The organism is Streptomyces sp. CA-249302 (genome assembly GCF_050936785.1).
Taxonomy (GTDB): Bacteria; Actinomycetota; Actinomycetes; order Streptomycetales; family Streptomycetaceae; genus Streptomyces.
Window position 1 is genome coordinate 8,913,768 of the sequence record NZ_JBNJMG010000001.1, and the last position, 17,670, is coordinate 8,931,437.

At 70.7% G+C, this 17,670-nt stretch carries 14 protein-coding genes and 1 pseudogene; 7 read left to right on the top strand and 8 right to left on the bottom strand.

Annotated features, from left to right (window positions below):
• Nucleotides 1-3 precede the first annotated feature (3 nt).
• The 3 genes from ACQEWB_RS40125 to ACQEWB_RS40135 form a co-directional block, all read right to left on the bottom strand.
• Entirely contained in the window at nt 4-1,476 is a 1,473-nt protein-coding gene (locus tag ACQEWB_RS40125; RefSeq protein WP_432840126.1) for a radical SAM protein, read from the bottom strand.
• Nucleotides 1,477-1,666: 190 nt separating this feature from the next.
• Nucleotides 1,667-1,825 (bottom strand): hypothetical protein, encoded by a 159-nt coding sequence (locus ACQEWB_RS40130; protein ID WP_158690554.1) that lies wholly within the window; start codon nt 1,823-1,825, stop codon nt 1,667-1,669.
• 119 nt (nt 1,826-1,944) lie between these two features.
• Nucleotides 1,945-3,300 (bottom strand): radical SAM/SPASM domain-containing protein, encoded by a 1,356-nt coding sequence (locus ACQEWB_RS40135; RefSeq protein WP_432840129.1) that lies wholly within the window; start codon nt 3,298-3,300, stop codon nt 1,945-1,947.
• A gap of 92 nt (nt 3,301-3,392) precedes the next feature.
• Here ACQEWB_RS40135 and ACQEWB_RS40140 point away from each other — a divergent pair, with 92 nt between their 5' ends.
• A complete protein-coding gene (locus ACQEWB_RS40140) occupies nt 3,393-3,800 on the top strand; it encodes a DUF6278 family protein (RefSeq protein ID WP_432840131.1) in 408 nt (135 codons plus the stop codon).
• A gap of 137 nt (nt 3,801-3,937) precedes the next feature.
• Nucleotides 3,938-4,054: pseudogene (locus tag ACQEWB_RS40145) on the top strand (amino acid ABC transporter ATP-binding protein); the annotation flags it as partial.
• Between the two features lie 227 nt (nt 4,055-4,281).
• Here ACQEWB_RS40145 and ACQEWB_RS40150 read toward each other — a convergent pair.
• Together ACQEWB_RS40150 and ACQEWB_RS40155 are read right to left on the bottom strand one after the other, a co-directional pair.
• A complete protein-coding gene (locus tag ACQEWB_RS40150; RefSeq protein ID WP_432840133.1) occupies nt 4,282-5,844 on the bottom strand; it encodes a CocE/NonD family hydrolase in 1,563 nt (520 codons plus the stop codon).
• Between the two features lie 114 nt (nt 5,845-5,958).
• The gene (locus ACQEWB_RS40155) at nt 5,959-6,717 is read right to left on the bottom strand and encodes a hypothetical protein (protein WP_432840135.1); all 759 of its coding nucleotides are present in this window, start codon (nt 6,715-6,717) and stop codon (nt 5,959-5,961) included.
• Nucleotides 6,718-6,861: 144 nt separating this feature from the next.
• Between ACQEWB_RS40155 and ggt the strand changes: the two genes are divergently transcribed.
• The gene (gene ggt, locus ACQEWB_RS40160) at nt 6,862-8,679 is read left to right on the top strand and encodes a gamma-glutamyltransferase (RefSeq protein ID WP_432840137.1); all 1,818 of its coding nucleotides are present in this window, start codon (nt 6,862-6,864) and stop codon (nt 8,677-8,679) included.
• A 12-nt stretch (nt 8,680-8,691) separates the two neighbouring features.
• Here the strand turns inward: ggt and ACQEWB_RS40165 are convergent, their stop codons facing one another.
• From ACQEWB_RS40165 to map, 3 genes are all read right to left on the bottom strand, one after another.
• On the bottom strand, nt 8,692-11,208 hold the full coding sequence (locus ACQEWB_RS40165; RefSeq protein ID WP_432840139.1) for an ATP-dependent Clp protease ATP-binding subunit: 2,517 nt from the start codon (nt 11,206-11,208) through the stop codon (nt 8,692-8,694).
• 170 nt (nt 11,209-11,378) lie between these two features.
• Entirely contained in the window at nt 11,379-12,158 is a 780-nt protein-coding gene (locus ACQEWB_RS40170; RefSeq protein WP_432840141.1) for a sporulation protein, read from the bottom strand.
• Nucleotides 12,159-12,198: 40 nt separating this feature from the next.
• Entirely contained in the window at nt 12,199-12,969 is a 771-nt protein-coding gene (gene map, locus ACQEWB_RS40175; protein ID WP_432840143.1) for a type I methionyl aminopeptidase, read from the bottom strand.
• A gap of 57 nt (nt 12,970-13,026) precedes the next feature.
• Between map and ACQEWB_RS40180 the strand changes: the two genes are divergently transcribed.
• The 4 genes from ACQEWB_RS40180 (at nt 13,027) to ACQEWB_RS40195 (ending at nt 17,659) form a co-directional block, all read left to right on the top strand.
• Entirely contained in the window at nt 13,027-13,278 is a 252-nt protein-coding gene (locus ACQEWB_RS40180) for a helix-turn-helix domain-containing protein (protein WP_432840145.1), read from the top strand.
• Nucleotides 13,279-13,425: 147 nt separating this feature from the next.
• Nucleotides 13,426-15,342, top strand: a complete 1,917-nt coding sequence (locus tag ACQEWB_RS40185) for a hypothetical protein (RefSeq protein WP_432840147.1) — start codon at nt 13,426-13,428, stop codon at nt 15,340-15,342.
• Nucleotides 15,343-15,533: 191 nt separating this feature from the next.
• Nucleotides 15,534-16,376, top strand: a complete 843-nt coding sequence (locus ACQEWB_RS40190; RefSeq protein WP_432840149.1) for a nitrilase-related carbon-nitrogen hydrolase — start codon at nt 15,534-15,536, stop codon at nt 16,374-16,376.
• Complete coding sequence (locus ACQEWB_RS40195) at nt 16,373-17,659, top strand: aspartate aminotransferase family protein (protein WP_432840151.1); 1,287 nt, start codon at nt 16,373-16,375, stop codon at nt 17,657-17,659. Before ACQEWB_RS40190 ends, ACQEWB_RS40195 begins: the two co-directional genes overlap by 4 nt.
• The last annotated feature ends 11 nt before the right edge of the window (nt 17,660-17,670 follow it).

Here is a 17,670-nt window from a genome sequence, read left to right on the forward strand (position 1 = left end):
GGCTCACCTCCGGCAGACGGCGTCGGCGAAACTGCCGACGCGCTGGTGGAAGTAGACGCTGATGATCTCCTCGTGCAGCGCCTCGCCGTCCAGCGTCGGTATCACGCTCTCCGGCGCCCCGGGCACGGGTTCGACCAGCCCGCGCTCCAGGAGTTCGGCGAAGACCGGCGCGAACGGCTCGTCGCGGAACAGCTCGACCCCGAAGCGGCGGCGGAACCGGCCCGCGTCGATGGGCTGGTTGGCCTTGAAGTTGAAGCCCAGCACAAGGCCGATCGCCTCCAGGCCGGCCAGTCGGCGCCCGAAGGCCAGCGGCAGCCCCGGCCCCTCCTGCAACCGGCGGGCATAGCCGCTGATGTCGGCGATGTTGTGGGTCTGGATCACCGTGTCGTCGTCGCGGGTGAGCCAGCCGTACGCCCCGGGGCCGTAGGCGATCATCGAGTCGTGGCGCTGCCACTTGTTGCGGGAGACCCGCGGGATGTTGCCGTCGGGGTAGACGCCGGGCCGGTTCCACCAGCCGCACGGGCTGGGGTGGTAGCCGGCGTCGAGGAGCAGTTCGACGATGGCCTCGCGCATCGCGTAGGTCTCGTCCAGACCGGGGAAGCGGTGTTCCTCGCGCAGTCGGTCGCGGACGCTCTCCACGTTCCACAGGGCCCGGTTGCCGATGCCCATCTTCGCCCGGTCGGCGTTGCGCAGCCGGTAGATGGTGATGGTGGGGACCTCGTGGTCGACGAGGCGCCGAATGTCGTCGGCGACCTTCGCGGGCGTCTGGTGGGGCAGCCCGAACATCATGTCGACGTTGAACGGCTTCCCGGTGGCGCGGAGTTTCTCGATGGCCCGGATCGACATGGCCGCGTCGTGGCCGCGCCCCGCGAACGCGTTGACCTCGCTCTGGAGCGACTGGACGCCGACGCTGAACCGGTTGAAGCCGATCTCGCAGGCCTCGGCGAGCTCGTCGTGCTGGAAGTTGTCGGGGTTTCCTTCGAGCGAGATCTCGCAGTCCCCGGTGAGCGTGTAACGCTCCCTCATATGCCGTACCAGGCGCGCCAGTTGCTCGCTGCCGAGTAACGAGGCAGTCCCGCCGCCGAGGTAGACGGACTCGACCGAGGCGTCCGCGAGCCAGGGCTCGTGCGCCAGCCGGCGGCCCGACTCGTCGAGCAGCAAGTCGGTCCAGAGCCCGGGGGCCCGCTCGCCCTCCGCGCCGCCCGGCACCTTGCGCTTGACGTAGTTGCAGAAGTGGCAGATGTACGCGCACAGCGGCACATGGAAGTAGAGATGCGCGGGCCGGCCCGCTCCCGGGTGGCCGCGCAGGGCCTCGCCGACCTCCTCGGGCGTGAGCCGCTCGCCGTAGTTGGCCGTCACGTTGATGTTGTAGTCGTCCTGGCCGATCCGCAGCGCGGGGTTCTCCCGGAGCAGCCGCGCGAGCCCCGTGCCGGGGCGCACGGCGGTGGTGCCGGCTGAAGCAACCGTCTTGCTCATCGCGACCTCGTCTCCTCACACCTGATCGGGCTCGGCCCTTCCCGGCCCGTCCCTCACGGGCCGGGAAGGCCGTGCGGCAATCTGCTCGCCTCATCCGGGGGCTCGTGCAGACCGCGCACTCCACGGGCCCGTCCCTCTACGGGCCCAGGAGGTGGTGCTCCGCTCCGGTTCCTGTCGCCAGGGGCGTGGGTCAGACCTCGACCTCGATGACCGTGGCCTCGGTGATGTTGGTGGCCTCCACGAGCGTCTCGGCGGGCGCGGTGGCGGAGGCGGCGCCGACGGCGCTCAGGGTCACGCCCTCCTGCCCCGGCTCCAGGTGGATGCGGATGACCTTCTTCTCTTCCGGCATGACGGTGTTCCCTTCACTGAGGGGCGACGGCCTGCGCCGCCACCCGGGTAGGGGGCCCGCTCACTTCGTCGGGAGCGGGGGCGTTGGGGCCCGGCCGGTTCGCCGGGCGGGGGTGGCGCCTAACGCGGGGTGAGCGTCAGGCGTACGTCCTTCTGCTTGCGCTCGCGCCAGTAACGGCCGGCGCGCAGCATGAACTCCTGGAGGTACTCGGTGGCTCCGCACCCCTTCGGGTCACCGGTGAGATTGCGGGCCAGCGGCGGGCACCGGAACTGGCACCAGATGTCCTCCCGCGCCACCGGGCAGCTCCCGCACACCGAGTGGTCCTCGAAGCGGAAGTCACGGAACTCGTCGAACCCGGACTCCCAGATCTCCGCGAAGGGCCGCCGGGTGATGTTCCCGGCCTGGTACAGCTGTCCGGACATGCAGTTGCTGCACGGGTACACGTCCCCGCGGCTGTTGACGTAGACGACCGAACGCCCGCACTTCTCCTGGCCGACGGCCCGTTCCAGCCGCTGGCAGAACTGGATGGTGTCCACCCCGCGGATCTCGTCGGCGGCCCGCGCGGCCGGCGGCCCGGCGCTCTCCGCCGCCTCCGCTGCCAGGTCGCCCGGCGCGCTGGAGTATCGCTCCATGCAGCGCCGGTACACCTCGAAGACCTCGTCCACGTCCTCCGGCCGCAGCAGCATGTCCGGGTGCAGCAGCGCCCGGCCCACCGGATGCGTCTCCAGCCACTGCGGCCGCGGATACCCGCGCTCGGCGCACCAGTCGAAGATCTCCTCGGCGTCCCGGATGTTGCCCCGGTGCACAGAGATCGCCGTCCGGAACACATGCCCGTGCCGGCGCATCGCCTCGAAGGCGCGCTCCAGCTTGGGGAAGTCCATCCGGCCGCGCACCGTCCGCTCCGGGTCGGCCGTGTCGAAGCTGATGAAGAACGACTGCCCGGGCGGGATCGCCGCCAGCCGCTCCTCGGTCACCAGCAGCCCGTTGGTGAAGATCTGCGTGCTGAACGGCTTGCTCCGGGCATGCCGGATGATCTCGACCGCGTCCCGGTGCGAGAAGATCTCACCACCCGTCAGGAACACCTGGAGAACGCCCAGTTCGGCGAAGTCGTCGAGCAGCGCCTTGATCGCGGGCGTGGACAGCTCGTCCGGCCGCTTCAGCGCGGAGTCCGCGTAGCAGTGCTTGCAGCGCAGGTTGCACAGGTTCGTCGTCTCGACGAAGGCGATCGCCGGCGCCGGCAGATGGAAGCGGTCCAGCGTCACCAGCGGGTCGTCTACCGCGTACGTCATCAACTCGTCGGCGGACACCGGCAGTCCGGAGTTGTGCCGCAGGATCAGCTCCCGCGCCGCAGCCGCCAGGAACTCGACGTGGCCGTTCGGCAGCAGCGCGACGAGCCCGCCCTCGTTCACCTGGAAGGGGATCTTCTGCACGAGTCCCTGCCTCTCCGCGCTGAAGTCAACAGACGTTGAACTCATGACCCGATGAACTCTACGGAGGATGAATAACCTTGGCAAGGGCTTGCGCGCGCCTGTGGTGCGAGGGTGGGGGTCGATGCGACGCTGAAGGTATGAACATCCCTTTCCTCGGCAAGCGTCGCGACAGCCCCCCGGTGCGTGACGCGGAGGGCATCGCCGAACTCCTCTCCGAGTGCGAGCTGCTGCGCTCGCAGGCCGGCCGCGACGGCGTCCAACTCGACGACACCGCAGCTTCGTTGGAGGGGCTCGACCAGCTGCTGCCGCGCTGGCGCGGCGACGAGGAGGTGGTGCACTGGCTGGGCAACGACGCCGGTCTGTATCTGGGGACCGTGATCGTGCGGACCGTGCCGGGCGCCGCGTGGGAGATCTGGCCGGACGGTCAGCCCGTCGTCAGGCTCGCGTCGGGGCGCGAGTTCGACGTCGTGACCTCCGGCCACGAGTGGGCCGAGAGTGGCGTCCCCGAGCTCTCGCAGCTCTATGCCGAGGTCGCCGAGGCGTGACCGGTGGGCCTTGTGTGACTCATGATCCGACGGTAAATACGGCTAATGCCCGAAAAGTGCGTGTCGTGTATTAACTCCACTCTTGTCTGGATAGTTTGCGGCAACCACGACACAGCTGAGAGTGAGTGGGGCTGCGTATGGCCGTCGATCCGTTGATCGAGCTGCGTGACGTCAACAAGTACTACGGGGAGCCGCATGTCCTCCAGGACGGCGACCTCACCGTCGGCAAGGGGGAGGTGGTCGCCGTCATCGGCCTGGCCGTGGAGCCCGAGGCGCTGCTGTTCGACGAGCCGACCTCCGCGCTCGACCCGGAGATGACCAACGAGGTCCTGGAGGTCTTCACGGCCCCGCGCAGCGAGCGCGCCGAGGACTTCCTGTCCAAGATCCTCAGACACTGAGTGGGGGAGGGGGATCCCCCACGGCCCCAGGGTCGTAGGGGGCGGCGGTCACAGAGCCGTACCCGCCCGGCGGCAGCCGGAGATCACTGCTCGCGCAGCGGAATCGACACGTACGACGGGTCGTTCGCCGGTGAGGAGAAGGTCAGCTGCGCGCCGGACGGGTTGTGCTCGATGTAGAGCGGGTCGACCGTGTCGACGACCAGGGCGAGTCGGTGCCCTGCCGGGACGTCGTAGGCCGTGGAGTTCAGCTCCAGGTCGACGTCGAACGGCTCTCCGGGCGTACGCCCGTGGAAGGTGTACGGCGCGTTGCTGACCAGCTTGCCGAGGCCGAGCGGCCCCACGTCGTACAAATAGGCGACGAGGGTGCCGCTCTCCTTGGTAGGGGTGAGCGTGGTGTGCAACTTCGCGGTACCGCGCACCTGTTGGGCCGTGCCGTACTTCTCCGACTGCCATACGGCGGCCCAGCGGCGGGGGAGCAGGGGGATCGAGGCGACCGGGGGCAGCTGGGCGACCTGATCCAGGATGCTGGACAGGAAGACGATCCCGCCGTCGGCTCCGGAGTCGACGTTGGTGTGGATCGTGGTGGTGTCGGCGAGGGCGAGCTTCTTGCGGGTCGCGCCGACCGACTTCCAGTCCGGGTAGCCCTCGTAGCCGCCACCGGAACGGGACTTGAGCTGGACCGGCTCCTCGCGGTCGATGCCGTTGTCCTCGCCCTTGAGGTAGTGGTCGAACCAGCGCTCGGTGTCCGTCCACACGTCGTTGGGCAGCCCGAACAGGCCGGTCAGCTCGGCGGTCGCGTGGTCGCCGGGGCGGAACTCCAGTCGCTTCGGGCCGGTCAGCTTCTCGTAGAAGTCCGCGTTCTGGTTGGGCGGGAAGATCGTGTCGCCCCAGGCGCCGGCCATCATGACCGCGGCGCCGTTCTTGTTGAGTTGGTCCAGGTAGGTAGCGGCCGAACGTTTCTTCCCCCAGTCGATGATCTCCTGTTCCTTGGACAGGTCGGAGGCGTAGAAGTCGTTGAAGACCTGGCGGGACTCGGGGCTCTGGCGGCCGGTCACCAGGCTCACGCCGTCCAGCAGCGCGGCAGCCTGGACGTGCTGGGTGCGGCCGGAGTAGATGGAGCCGATCAGGTCGGCCCAGCCGCTGAGGGACGCGACCGCCTTGATGCGCTTGTCGTGCGCGGCGGCGAGCAGGCTGATGCCGGCGCCGTACGAGACCCCCGCCATCCCGATGTGCTTAGAGTCCGCCGGGGTGTTGGCGAGCGCCCAGTCGATGACCTTGGAGGCGTCGGCCATGTCGGACGGCCCCGCCACCTCTATCTCGCCGCCGGACTGCCAGAAGCCCCGCACGTTGTAACCGACCACGATGTAGCCGGAGTTCGCGAGTTTCTGGGCCTGGACCAGATACTGGGCCTGGGGGAAGCCCCAGCTCGTGGGGAGCACGACGAGCGGGTAGCGGCGGGTGCCGTCGGCGCCCGCGGGCGTGGTGACGTTCGCCTTGAGGACGGTGCCGCCGTCGCCGGCGATGTCGACGAAGCGGACCGCGTCCGCCGCCTGGGCGTGGGGGAGCCCGAAGGCGCCACCGGCGATCAGGGTCGCGGAGACGACGCCCACGGCGGTCGTACGCAGGGGATTGCGATGGTGTCCCACGGGCCGTCCTCACTCGTGTCAGTGCAAAGTGACCAGACGGTAACCTCTTTCCTTACCGTAGGTAACCCGTGAGTAAGTTACGTGCCAGTAACGATTGTTGTCGTGTGAATGAATTCAGGACGCGCGGTGGGAGTTACGGGGAGCCGCCGACGCCGGCAACGGGGTCTGTGCCGCCCGGGTCACGTCCGCGACCAGCTCGGCGACATCCGGGCCGTACGCCTGCGAGTTGACCACCTTCAGCAGCAGCACGAAGGCGTTGTTGCCGTACTTGCGGGCCAGCCGCTCGTGGTTGCGGGCGAGATAGCGGGTCGCGGCCTGGTTGGTGATCGCGGTCTGGCCGCAGAACAGGAACACCGGCCGGGTCAGGCCGGGTTGCCCCGCCGTGAGCCGCGCCAGCAGTACGTGCTCGGAGAGTCCCTTCTCCATGCGGTAGCGCTCGCTGCCGATCTGGAAGGCCAGCCGGTCCGGGCCCGGTTCCGGGTCGTTGTTGACCCGCACCCCCGGCAGCATGGCGTGCATATGGGCGGCCATGCGCCGGTTCGAACTCGGCCCGCCCACACAGAACTCCGTGCGCTCCCCGAAGCCCTGCCGGGCCGCGTCCTGGGTGATCACCTCGGCATGCGCGCCGCAGTCCTTGATGAGGGCCGAGAGCTCGAGCAGCGCGAACACGTCGAAGCGGTGCACCGCGAGATCGGCGCTGCCCGCGTCGCGGTTGACGACGAGCAGCGACTCGGAGTTGTCGGGCAGCCCGAAGAACGCCTGCTTGCGGCGGAGCTTCCGCCGCCAGAGGTACGTACGGGCCAGCCAGCCGAGGGCGGCGCTGAGGCCGGCCGCGACCACGCCCAGGACGATGTTGCGCACGTCGTCATTCATGGGCGCGCATGCTAGCGGGCCGAGGTTGCTGGTACGTACCGGTGTTCGACGTGTGGCTTTCGTGTGACAGCTGCCCGGATTGGGGCTGTCGGGGCCCGGGCACTGTGGTTACGCTGCGCGGACGGTCCCGGACTGGAGGTACGGATGCGTCGCCCTGTCGCGCGGAAACTGTCGGTCCTGGCGGTCTCGGCCGCCGTGGTTTCGGTGGGGGCGGCGGCGCCACCGTCGTCGGCCTCTTCGCCCTCGTCGGCGACTACGGCGGTCCAGAAGGTGCCGGTTGCCGTCGGCTACGGCGGCGCGGTCGCCAGCGTCGACGCGGACGCCTCCGCCGCCGGCATCGAGGTGCTGAGGAAGGGCGGCAACGCGGTCGACGCCGCCGTCGCCACCGCGGCCGCCCTGGGCGTCACCGAGCCCTACTCCTCCGGCATCGGAGGCGGCGGCTACTTCGTCTACTACGACGCCAAGTCCCGTACGGTGCACACGATCGACGGCCGCGAGACCGCGCCGCTCACCGCCGACTCCAACCTCTTCGTGGAGAACGGCAAGCCGCTCGCCTTCGCCGACGCCGTCAGCAGCGGGCTGAGCGTCGGCACACCGGGCACGCCCGCCACCTGGCAGACGGCGCTCGACAAGTGGGGGAGCAGGAGACTCGGTTCGGTGCTGAAGCCCGCCGAGCGCATCGCCCGCGACGGCTTCACCGTCGACGACACCTTCCGCACCCAGACCGCGTCGAACGAGACACGGTTCCGGTACTTCCCGGACACGGCGAAACTGTTCCTGCCGGGCGGGCAGCTGCCGGTGGTGGGATCGACCTTCAAGAACCCCGATCTCGCCCGCACGTATGAGGAGTTGGGCAAGAAGGGCGTCGGCGAGATCTACCGCGGTGACCTCGGCGACGACATCGTGAATACGGTGAACAACCCGCCGGTGGACGCGAGTTCGGGCTGGAACGCGCGGCCGGGCAAGCTGTCCGACGCGGACCTGGCGGCCTACCGGGCGAAGCTCCAGGCGCCCACCGAGACGGCGTACCGCGGTCTGAAGGTGTACTCCATCGCGCCCTCCTCGTCCGGTGGCACGACCGTCGGTGAAGCGCTCAACATCCTTGAGAACACGGACCTTTCGAAGGCGAGCGAGGTCCAGTACCTGCACCACTACATCGAGGCCAGCCGGATCGCGTTCGCGGACCGCGGGCGCTGGGTCGGGGACCCCGCCTTCGAGGACGTACCGACGAAGGAACTCCTCTCGCAGAAGTACGCCGACTCGCGGGCCTGCCTGATCAAGGACGACGCGGTGCTGACGAGTCCGGTGGCGCCGGGGGATCCGCGCGATCCGGCGGCGTGCGGGGCCGGGGGCACGGCGGCTCCGACGACGTACGAGGGCGAGAACACCACCCATCTGACGGTGGCCGACAAGTGGGGGAACGTCGTCTCCTACACGCTGACCATCGAGCAGACCGGCGGCAGTGCGATCACCGTGCCGGGACGTGGGTTCCTGCTCAACAACGAGCTGACGGACTTCTCGTTCACGCCGGCGAACCCCGCCGTGCACGACCCGAACCTGCCGGGACCCGGGAAGCGGCCCCGGTCGTCGATCTCGCCGACGATCGTGCTGGACAGGCACAACCAGCCCGTGGTGGCGGTCGGTTCGCCGGGTGGGGCGACCATCATCACGACCGTGCTGCAGGTGCTGACCGAGTTCCTGGACCGTCATCTGCCGCTGGTGGACGCGATCGCCGCGCCGCGGGCCAGCCAGCGCAACGCGGCCAGGACCGAGCTCGAACCCGGGCTGTACAACAGTGATCTGAGGGCTCAGCTGGAGGCGATCGGGCATTCGTTCTCGCTGAATCCCGAGATCGGGGCGGCGACCGGTGTGCAGCGGCTGCCGGGTGGGAAGTGGCTGGCGGCCGCCGAGACCGTGCGGCGGGGCGGGGGCTCGGCGATGGTCGTGAACCCCACGCCCTGAAACACGGGAAACCTATGCCCTGAAGACCAGGCGCCCCTCCTCCACGTCCACCGTCACCGTGCCGCCCTCCGCGATCGTGCCGTCCAGCAGTTGTCGGGACAGTTGGTTGTCCACCTCCCGCTGGATGGTGCGGCGCAGGGGACGTGCGCCGTACTCCGGTTGGAAGCCCCGCTCGGCCAGCCAGTCCACCGCCGGGGCCGTGAACTCGACCGTGATGCCCTGGGCGTGCAGCAGACGGCGGGTCCTTTCCAGCAACAGGTCGGTGATCCGGCGCAGTTGATCCGTCGTCAGCTGGCGGAAGACGACGATCTCGTCGATGCGGTTGAGGAACTCCGGGCGGAAGTGCTCGCGCAGCGGCCGGAGGATCTGCTCGCGGCGGGCCTCCTCGTCCGCGTCCGTGCCGCCCGGGCCGAAGCCGATGCCCGCGCCACGGCGGGTGATTGCCTCCGAGCCGAGGTTGCTGGTCATGACGATCACCGTGTTGGTGAAGTCGACCGTGCGGCCCTGGGAGTCGGTCAGGCGGCCGTCGTCCAGGACCTGGAGCAGGATGTTGAAGACGTCCGGGTGGGCCTTCTCGACCTCGTCCAGGAGGAGCAGCGAGTACGGGTGACGGCGGACCACCTCGGTCAGCTGGCCCGCCTCCTCGTGGCCCACGTATCCGGGCGGTGCGCCGACCAGGCGGCTGACGGTGTGGCGTTCCTGGTACTCGCTCATGTCCAGGCGGACCATGCGCTCCTCGCTGCCGAACAGGGCCTCGGCGAGGGCGCGGGCCAGTTCCGTCTTGCCGACGCCGGTCGGGCCGAGGAAGAGGAAGCTGCCGATCGGCCGGTCGGGGCTGGCGAGCCCGGCGCGGGAGCGCAGGACCGCCTCGGAGACCACGCTGACGGCCTCGTCCTGCCCGACGACCCGCTCGTGCAGATGCTCCTCCAGGCCGAGCAGCTTCTCCTTCTCCTCCTGGGTGAGGCTGGCGACCGGGATGCCGGTCTGCCGCGAGACCACCTCGGCGATCGCCTCCGCGGTGACCTCCAGGTCCTGGCCCTCGTCGGCCTTGTCCTCCCCGCCGGTCGCCGCGATGCGCTGCTTCAACTCGGCGATCTGGTCCCGCAGTTGGGTGGCCTTCTCGTACTGCTCGTCGGCGACCGCCTGGTCCTTGTCGCAGGTCAGCTGCCCGATCTCGCGCTCCATGGCCCGTACGTCCGTGCCCTTGGTCCGCGCCCGCAGCCGGACCCGGGCGCCCGCCTGGTCGATCAGGTCGATGGCCTTGTCGGGGAGGCGGCGGTCGGTGAGGTAGCGGTCGGAGAGTTCGACGGCGGCGACCAGGGCCTCGTCGGTGTAGCGGACCTGGTGATGGGCCTCGTAGCGGTCGCGCAGCCCGCGCAGGATCTCGATGGTGTCGGGGACGGACGGCTCGGGGACGAGGATCGGCTGGAAGCGCCGGGCGAGCGCCGCGTCCTTCTCGATACGGCGGAACTCCTCAAGGGTGGTGGCGCCGACGATGTGCAGTTCGCCGCGGGCGAGGGCCGGCTTGAGGATGTTCCCGGCGTCCATCGCACCGCCCTCGCCGCCGCCACCCGCGCCGACGACGGTGTGCAACTCGTCGATGAAGACGATGAGTTGGTCGGAGTGGGCGCGGATCTCGCCGACGATGTTGTTGAGCCGCTCCTCGAAGTCGCCGCGGTAGCGGGTGCCCGCGACCACGCCGGTCAGGTCGAGCGCGACCACGCGCCGCCCGGTCAGTACGTCGGGCACGTCCCCGTCGGCGATCCGCTGGGCCAGCCCCTCCACGATGGCGGTCTTGCCGACACCCGCGTCCCCGATCAGCACCGGGTTGTTCTTGCCGCGGCGGGAGAGCACCTCGATGGTCTGCTCGATCTCGTCGTCCCGGCCGATCACCGGGTCGATCCGGCCTTGCCGGGCCAGCTCGGTGAGATCACGGCCGTACTTGTCGAGGGTGGGCGTTCCCGTGGCCCGGGACTGCTCGGGACGGCCGCCCGGCGCGGTGTCCGGGGGCTCGGGCGGCAGACCGGTCGGCGCGAAGTGGGCCGAGTTGAGGATGTGCCCGGCGGCCGAGTCGGGGTTGGAGGCCAGGGCGCTGAGGACGTGCTCCGGGCCGATGTAGCCGGCGCCGCTCGCCCGCGCCAGGTCGTGCGCGTCCAGCAGGGCGCGCTTGACGGCCGGGGTGAGCGAGAGCGAGGTGGGCGGGGGCGCCTCCTCCGGCGTGTGCTGGACCGGGCCGGAGCGCTCGTCGATCTCCGACGCCAGCGAGTCCGGGTCCGCGCCCGCCCGGCTGAGCAGACTCCGGGTCGGCTCGCTCGTCAGGGCGGCCCGCAGCAGGTGCTGGGTGTCCAGGTCGCGACTGCCGTGCTCGGCGGCGTACTGGGCGGCGCCGCGCACGAGTTCCCGTGCGGGCTGACTGAGCAGCCGTCCGATGTCTATCTGCCGCGGCCCGGGGCGCGGTCCACCGAAGAAGCGGGCGAGGAATTCACCGAAGGGGTCGTAGCCCTCAGGACCACTGAAGCCGCTGGTCATGGCCTTCCGTTCCGGCGTCCCGACGCGCGCGGCCCGGGACGCGCTCGCTGATCGACGTGCCGGTGCGGACGTGGGTGCCCGGACGTACTCCGGTTACACCTGTGACGGGCTCGTAGAACACCTTCGCACGAACCCCGCGGGGCGGCACCTCCAGCGGGCGGGCCCGTCCGTCAAAGGGATTCGATGAGTACGAGCTCGTCCAGCACCTTGCGTACCCGGGGCCGCCAGTCGACCTGGCCGACCTCGTGGTGGGCGGCGGGGAAGCGGCGGGTTGCGGGCTTGTCGTCCCAGTACCGCTCGTGGGGAGCGGCGCGCCGGACATGGACCATGGCGCCGACGGCATTGGTCTGGAAGGTGACTTCGAGCTGTTCCGGTCGCCCCTGCCCGGGACCGTGGCCGGTCAGGAGGAAGGTCTGGTGGACACCCAGGTGCTGCTCCGCGTCCGGGAGGTCGCCCTCGACGACGAACGCCGAGTCGCAGAGGTACCCCTCCTCCGCGAACGCGTCCAGGACGGCCTCGTGCAGCGGCAGGGCGGACACGTGCAGCAGGTCGTCGTCGACGTCGGCCCCCTGGCCGCTGTCGTCGAGATGGAGCTCGCTCTTCACGGAGAGCACGACGCCCAGGGCCCGCCCGCCGAGCTCGCTGACCGGTGTCTCCCACGAGAGCCGCCGCGCGAAGGTGAGCCGCTGCTCCCGCCCCTTGTGGAGGGTGAAGCGCTCGGGGTCGGCACAGCAGGTCTCGACCTCGTAGGTCTCGTCGCCGCCGTCGTGGCCCGTGCACCGGACCTGGATCCGCAGATACACGTGGTCGACGTACGTGTCGCGTCCCGCACCCCTCAGGAGGATCTCGCCCCGCAGCTCCCCACCCGGCTGCCCCGGCCCCAGGATCTGCGTGTCCACCTCGACCGCCCCGCCCGGATCCCCCGCCCCGAACAGCCGCTTGAACCCCACGTGCGCCCCTCCCCGAGCCCGCGATGATCAGGAGGGCAGGCTAACAGCGCGCCGTGAGGATCCTCGGCCCCGAGTCCGTGATCGCCACCGTGTGCTCCACGTGCGCCGCCCGCGAGCCGTCGTCCGTCCTGAGCGTCCAGCCGTCCGCCGCCGCGTGATAGCCGTCCCGCCCGCTCGCGATCAGCATCGGCTCGATCGCGAGGGCCATGCCGTGCCGGAGCGGGTAACCCCGGCCCGGGCGGCCCTCGTTGGGGACCCCCGGGTCCTCGTGCATACGGCGGCCGATGCCATGCCCGCCGAAGCCCTCCGGGATGCCGTAGCCCCCGTCCCGGCACACCGTGCCGATGGCGTGCGCGATGTCGCCGATGCGGTTGCCGACGACCGCCGCCTCGATGCCGGCCGCGAGTGCCCGCTCCGCCGTCTCGATGAGCCGTACGTCCGCGGGGCGCGGCTCGCCGACGGTGAAGCTGATCGCCGAGTCGCCGACCCAGCCGTCCAGTTCGGCGCCGCCGTCGATGGAGACCAGGTCGCCGTCGCGCAGCCGGTAGCGGGTCGGGATGCCGTGCACGATCGCGTCGTTCACCGAGGCGCAGATGACGGCCGGGAAGGCGGTCGGCGCGAAGGAGGGGCGGTAACCGAGGAACGGCGAGCCCGCCCCCGCCTCCCGCAGCACCCCGCGCGCCACCTCGTCCAGCTCCAGCAGGGAAACGCCCACGTCAGCGGCCTGCCGTACCGCTGTGAGAGCACGCCCGAGCACCTGGCCCGCCGCGTACATGGCGTCGATCGATGTGTCCGTCTTCAGTTCCACCATGCCAATTAATATACCGGCTTGTTAGACCGGATTGAAATCCGGGATTAGAATGACGGCATGGTGCGCACCCCTCTCACCCCTGAAGAGCGTGAACGCGGCGAGCAGCTCGGGCGGCTGCTGCGTGAGGCCCGCGGCGGGCGGAGCATGACCGACGTGGCGGCCGCGGCGGGCATCTCCGCGGAGACGCTGCGCAAGATCGAGACCGGGCGGGCTCCGACCCCGGCCTTCTTCACGGTGGCCGCGCTCGCCCGGACGCTCGGCCTGTCGATGGACGACCTCGTGGAGCGCTGCGCGCTGCTGCTTTCCTGACGCGCGGCTGACCGGATCCGCCGCACATCGGTCAAGATCGCGCAATGACGTGTCTGCGCGCCCGTCGAAAACTCCCCGTAGCACCCTCGTAACACGATTGGTGTTGCCTACGGAACCGGAGTGCTCCGGTCTGGCGGGAGTTGGGCGATGGCTGTGGATCAACTCCCGGGTCGGGTGCGGGAGTTCGCGAACTATCTGAACGGCCTGGTGGCGCGTCTGGACCAGGGCGGCGGCTGGTGCGCGGTGTTCTGGCAGCGCGACCCCGACGGGATGCGGGCCTGCCTCGAAGGGCGTGAAGTGCCGCCCTGGGACGTGGTGGAGGCGCTGCTGCAGGACCTCACCGCGGAATACGGTCCGGCCGCCGTCACCGAGGAACCGAACCGGGCCCGCGCCCTCCACGCGGCCGCGCTCACCGCGTACGACGCCCGCCCCGGCGCCCGTGACGCCCTCGGCGACCGGCTCGACGTGATGCTCCGCGAACAGCGCTACGCCGCCGAACGCCAGGCGGAACTGGCCCGCATGCTCACCACCGCGACCACCCGGCACGAGGCCGACACCATCCGCCTCGACCTCGCCTGGGCCCACGACGACCACGAACGAGCCACGGCCCGCTGCGCGGAACTCCGTGGCCGAATAGCCGGGTTGGACCGCAGGGCTTCGGGCGATCAGGCGACGGCGATCCGCCGGGGGCGCCTCAGCGAGGGGGCGGTGTACCGGATCGACCGGGAGTACGCGGAGACCGAGGCACCGCCGGGCGGCACGGGACCGGGCCGGAGCGGCGGGGGCGCCGCGGAGCCGGCCCGCCCGGGCGGCCACGACGCCGGCTTCGCACAGCGGGGCGGTTCGTACGACCCGGCGGTCATGCAGGGGGCGCGCGGCGGGTACGAGGCGGGGGGCCGGGAGTCGCGCGCGCCTGTTGACTCGTATGACTCGTACGGCCATGACGCGGCGGATGCGCGGCGCGGGCAGGAGCCCTCGGCCGCGTGGCGCGGCCCCTTCGAGACGGCGGCCCCGAGCCCACACCAGCCCGTCGCCCCCGAGTTCCAGGGCACCTCCCAGGCCACGGCTTCCGGCCGCACCCTCCACCCGTCCGCCCCCGCACAGCAGCACCCCGCCGCGGCCCGGACGGCACCCGTGCAGCCGGGGTCGGCAATCCCCGGGCATCCGGCACAGACCCGGCCCGCACAGCAGTACCCCGACCCGGCCCCGACAACCCCGGTGCGACAGGCATCGACATCGCCCGCGCACCAGGCGTCGACAACGCTCGGGCAACCGGCACCGACCGGTCCCGCGCCGCACCACACCGCCGTCCCCGCCCCCGAACCCCCCGCCCCCAAGAAACGCAAGCGCCGAGGCAGTGCCCGTTTCGCCGGGATGGTCGAGGAGGACGTCGCCCCCGTCGTCGTACCGCCGACCGCCGGGCCGGTCCTGCCCGCGCCCGCTGCCGACAACGGTCGTACTCCTCGTGGTGCCCGGTTCGCCGGGGCCGCGGAGGCGACCGAGCGGGCCGAGCCGGTGGTCGAGGTCCTGGACGCCGAGGGGGCCCGGGAGGTCGCCGGGGCCGTCGAGCGGCTGGTGCGGCTGCGGGCCGAGGGGCGTAGTGGCGAGGCGCATGCGCTGCTCGTCGAGGCCGCCTACTGGGGCGCCGCCCGCTTCCCGCTGCTCGCCGTCGAGCTACAGCGGGCGGGGCTGGGCGCCGACTGGGCGACCCTGCTGTGGGAGGCCGCCTCGCTGCCCGCAGGGCGTCTCGTGGCGGCCGCCGACGCGCTGGTCGCCGCCGGGCGCGGGGCCGACGGCGAGCAGATCCTGCGGCAGGGCGTCGCCCGCCCCGCCGGTGAGATCGGCCGGGCCGTGCTGGAGCTGGCCGGCGAGGGGCGCCGGCGCGAGGTGCGCTCGCTGCTCGACGCCTACGTCAGGGTCCGCACCCCCGAGGAGGCCGCCCGCAGCGCCGAGCCGGACCCGCAGGCGCTCGTACCGCTGCTGCTCGAAGCCGCGCGCGGAGTCTCGGAAGAGCGACACTGGGATCTGGTGCACGCCCTCCGGGTCGCCGGTTTCGCCGCCTGACAGCACGCCCCCACAGTCCCCGACCCCCTCCCACCGGCCACTCCGCTCACCCACAGGAGTGCGAAACGTGATCGACTCCGCGGGTTAACGGCGATGGTCTTGGCAAGGCTCTCCCGGAGGCTTACGTTCATCCCTCTACGGCCTGTGTCTACGGGCGTAGAGGCGCTGACGACCCGCCGAAGGAGCAGCTCATGGCCAACGTCGTACGTGCCGCTCTGGTCCAGGCCACCTGGACCGGCGACACCGAGTCCATGGTGGCGAAACACGTGGAGCACGCCCGCGAGGCGGCCCGCCGGGGTGCGAAGATCATCGGCTTCCAGGAAGTGTTCAACGCCCCCTACTTCTGTCAGGTCCAGGAACCCGAGCACTACAACTGGGCCGAGCCGGTGCCCGACGGCCCGACCGTCGTTCGTATGCAGGAGCTCGCCCGCGAGACCGGCATGGTGATCGTCGTCCCGGTCTTCGAGGTCGAGCAGTCCGGCTTCTACTACAACACCGCGGCCGTGATCGACGCCGACGGCAGCTACCTCGGCAAGTACCGCAAGCACCACATCCCGCAGGTCAAGGGCTTCTGGGAGAAGTACTACTTCAAGCCCGGAAACGTCGGCTGGCCCGTCTTCGACACCGCGGTGGGCAAGGTCGGCGTCTACATCTGCTACGACCGCCACTTCCCCGAGGGCTGGCGGCAACTCGGCCTCAACGGCGCCCAGTTGGTGTACAACCCGTCCGCCACCTCGCGCGGCCTCTCCGCCTACCTGTGGCAGCTGGAGCAGCCGGCCGCGGCCGTCGCCAACGAGTACTTCATCGCCGCCATCAACCGCGTCGGCCAGGAGGAGTACGGCGACAACGACTTCTACGGGACCTCCTACTTCGTCGACCCGCGCGGCCAGTTCGTGGGTGAGGCCGCCAGCGACAAGGCCGAGGAACTCGTCGTCCGCGACCTCGACTTCGACCTGATCGAGGAAGTACGCCAGCAGTGGGCGTTCTACCGAGACCGACGACCCGACGCCTACGAGGGGCTGGTGCAGCCGTGAGCGACCTGTACGCACGACACAAGTCCGTCCTCCCGGACTGGCTGGCCCTCTACTACGAGGACCCGCTGGAGATCACGCACGGCGAGGGCCGGTACGTCTGGGACTCGCACGGCAACAAGTACCTCGACTTCTTCGGCGGCATCCTCACCACGATGACCGCGCACGCCCTGCCCGAGGTGACGAAGGCGGTGAGCGAGCAGGCCGGACGGATCCTCCACTCCTCGACCCTGTACCTCAACCGGCCCATGGTCGAACTCGCCGAGCGCATCGCCCAGTTGAGCGGCATCCCGGACGCCCGCGTCTTCTTCACCACCTCCGGCACCGAGGCCAACGACACCGCCCTGCTGCTCGCCACGACGTACCGGCGGAGCAACACCATCCTGGCGATGCGCAACAGCTACCACGGCCGCTCCTTCAGCGCGGTCGGCATCACCGGCAACCGCGGCTGGTCCCCGACCTCGCTGTCCCCGCTCCAGACGCTGTACGTCCACGGCGGCGTCCGCACCCGCGGCCCGTACGCCGACCTCAGCGACGACGCCTTCATCGCGGCCTGCGTCGACGACCTGACGGACCTGCTCGGCCACACCCGTCCGCCCGCGGCCCTGATCGCCGAACCGATCCAGGGCGTCGGCGGCTTCACCTCGCCGCCCGACGGCCTGTACGCCGCCTTCCGTGACGTCCTCGCCGAGCGCGGGATCCTCTGGATCGCCGACGAGGTGCAGACCGGCTGGGGCCGCACCGGCGACAACTTCTGGGGCTGGCAGGCGCACGGTCAGAGCGGCCCGCCGGACATCCTCACCTTCGCCAAGGGCATCGGCAACGGCAGCTCCATCGGCGGAGTCGTCGCCCGCGCCGACATCATGAACTGCCTCGACTCCAACAGCATCTCGACCTTCGGCGGCACCCAGATCACCATGGCCGCCGGTCTCGCCAACCTCAACTACCTGCTGGAGCACGACCTCCAGGGCAACGCCCGGCGGGTCGGCGGGCTGCTCGTCGAGCGGCTGCGGGCCGTCGCCGCGCAGGTTCCGCACGTACGGGAGGTGCGCGGCCGGGGTCTGATGCTCGGCGTCGAGCTGGTGAAACCGGGCACCGACGAGGCCGATTTGCAGGCCGCGTCAGCCGTGCTCGAGGCGACCCGCGCCGACGGGCTGCTCATCGGCAAGGGCGGCGGCCACAACACCAGCGCCCTGCGCATCGCCCCGCCCCTCTCCCTCACGGTCGCGGAGGCCGAGGAGGGCGCCGCGATCCTCGAACGCGCTCTGCGGAGCCTGTCGCAGTAGTGGACTGAGCA

Coding starts and splice junctions, on each gene's coding strand:
- ACQEWB_RS40125 (WP_432840126.1), bottom strand. CDS start 1,476: ATGAGCAAGACGGTTGCTTCAGCCGGCACCACCGCCGTGCGCCCCGGC.
- ACQEWB_RS40130 (WP_158690554.1), bottom strand. CDS start 1,825: ATGCCGGAAGAGAAGAAGGTCATCCGCATCCACCTGGAGCCGGGGCAG.
- ACQEWB_RS40135 (WP_432840129.1), bottom strand. CDS start 3,300: ATGAGTTCAACGTCTGTTGACTTCAGCGCGGAGAGGCAGGGACTCGTG.
- ACQEWB_RS40140 (WP_432840131.1), top strand. CDS start 3,393: ATGAACATCCCTTTCCTCGGCAAGCGTCGCGACAGCCCCCCGGTGCGT.
- ACQEWB_RS40155 (WP_432840135.1), bottom strand. CDS start 6,717: ATGAATGACGACGTGCGCAACATCGTCCTGGGCGTGGTCGCGGCCGGC.
- ggt (WP_432840137.1), top strand. CDS start 6,862: ATGCGTCGCCCTGTCGCGCGGAAACTGTCGGTCCTGGCGGTCTCGGCC.
- ACQEWB_RS40165 (WP_432840139.1), bottom strand. CDS start 11,208: ATGACCAGCGGCTTCAGTGGTCCTGAGGGCTACGACCCCTTCGGTGAA.
- map (WP_432840143.1), bottom strand. CDS start 12,969: ATGGTGGAACTGAAGACGGACACATCGATCGACGCCATGTACGCGGCG.
- ACQEWB_RS40180 (WP_432840145.1), top strand. CDS start 13,027: ATGGTGCGCACCCCTCTCACCCCTGAAGAGCGTGAACGCGGCGAGCAG.
- ACQEWB_RS40185 (WP_432840147.1), top strand. CDS start 13,426: ATGGCTGTGGATCAACTCCCGGGTCGGGTGCGGGAGTTCGCGAACTAT.
- ACQEWB_RS40190 (WP_432840149.1), top strand. CDS start 15,534: ATGGCCAACGTCGTACGTGCCGCTCTGGTCCAGGCCACCTGGACCGGC.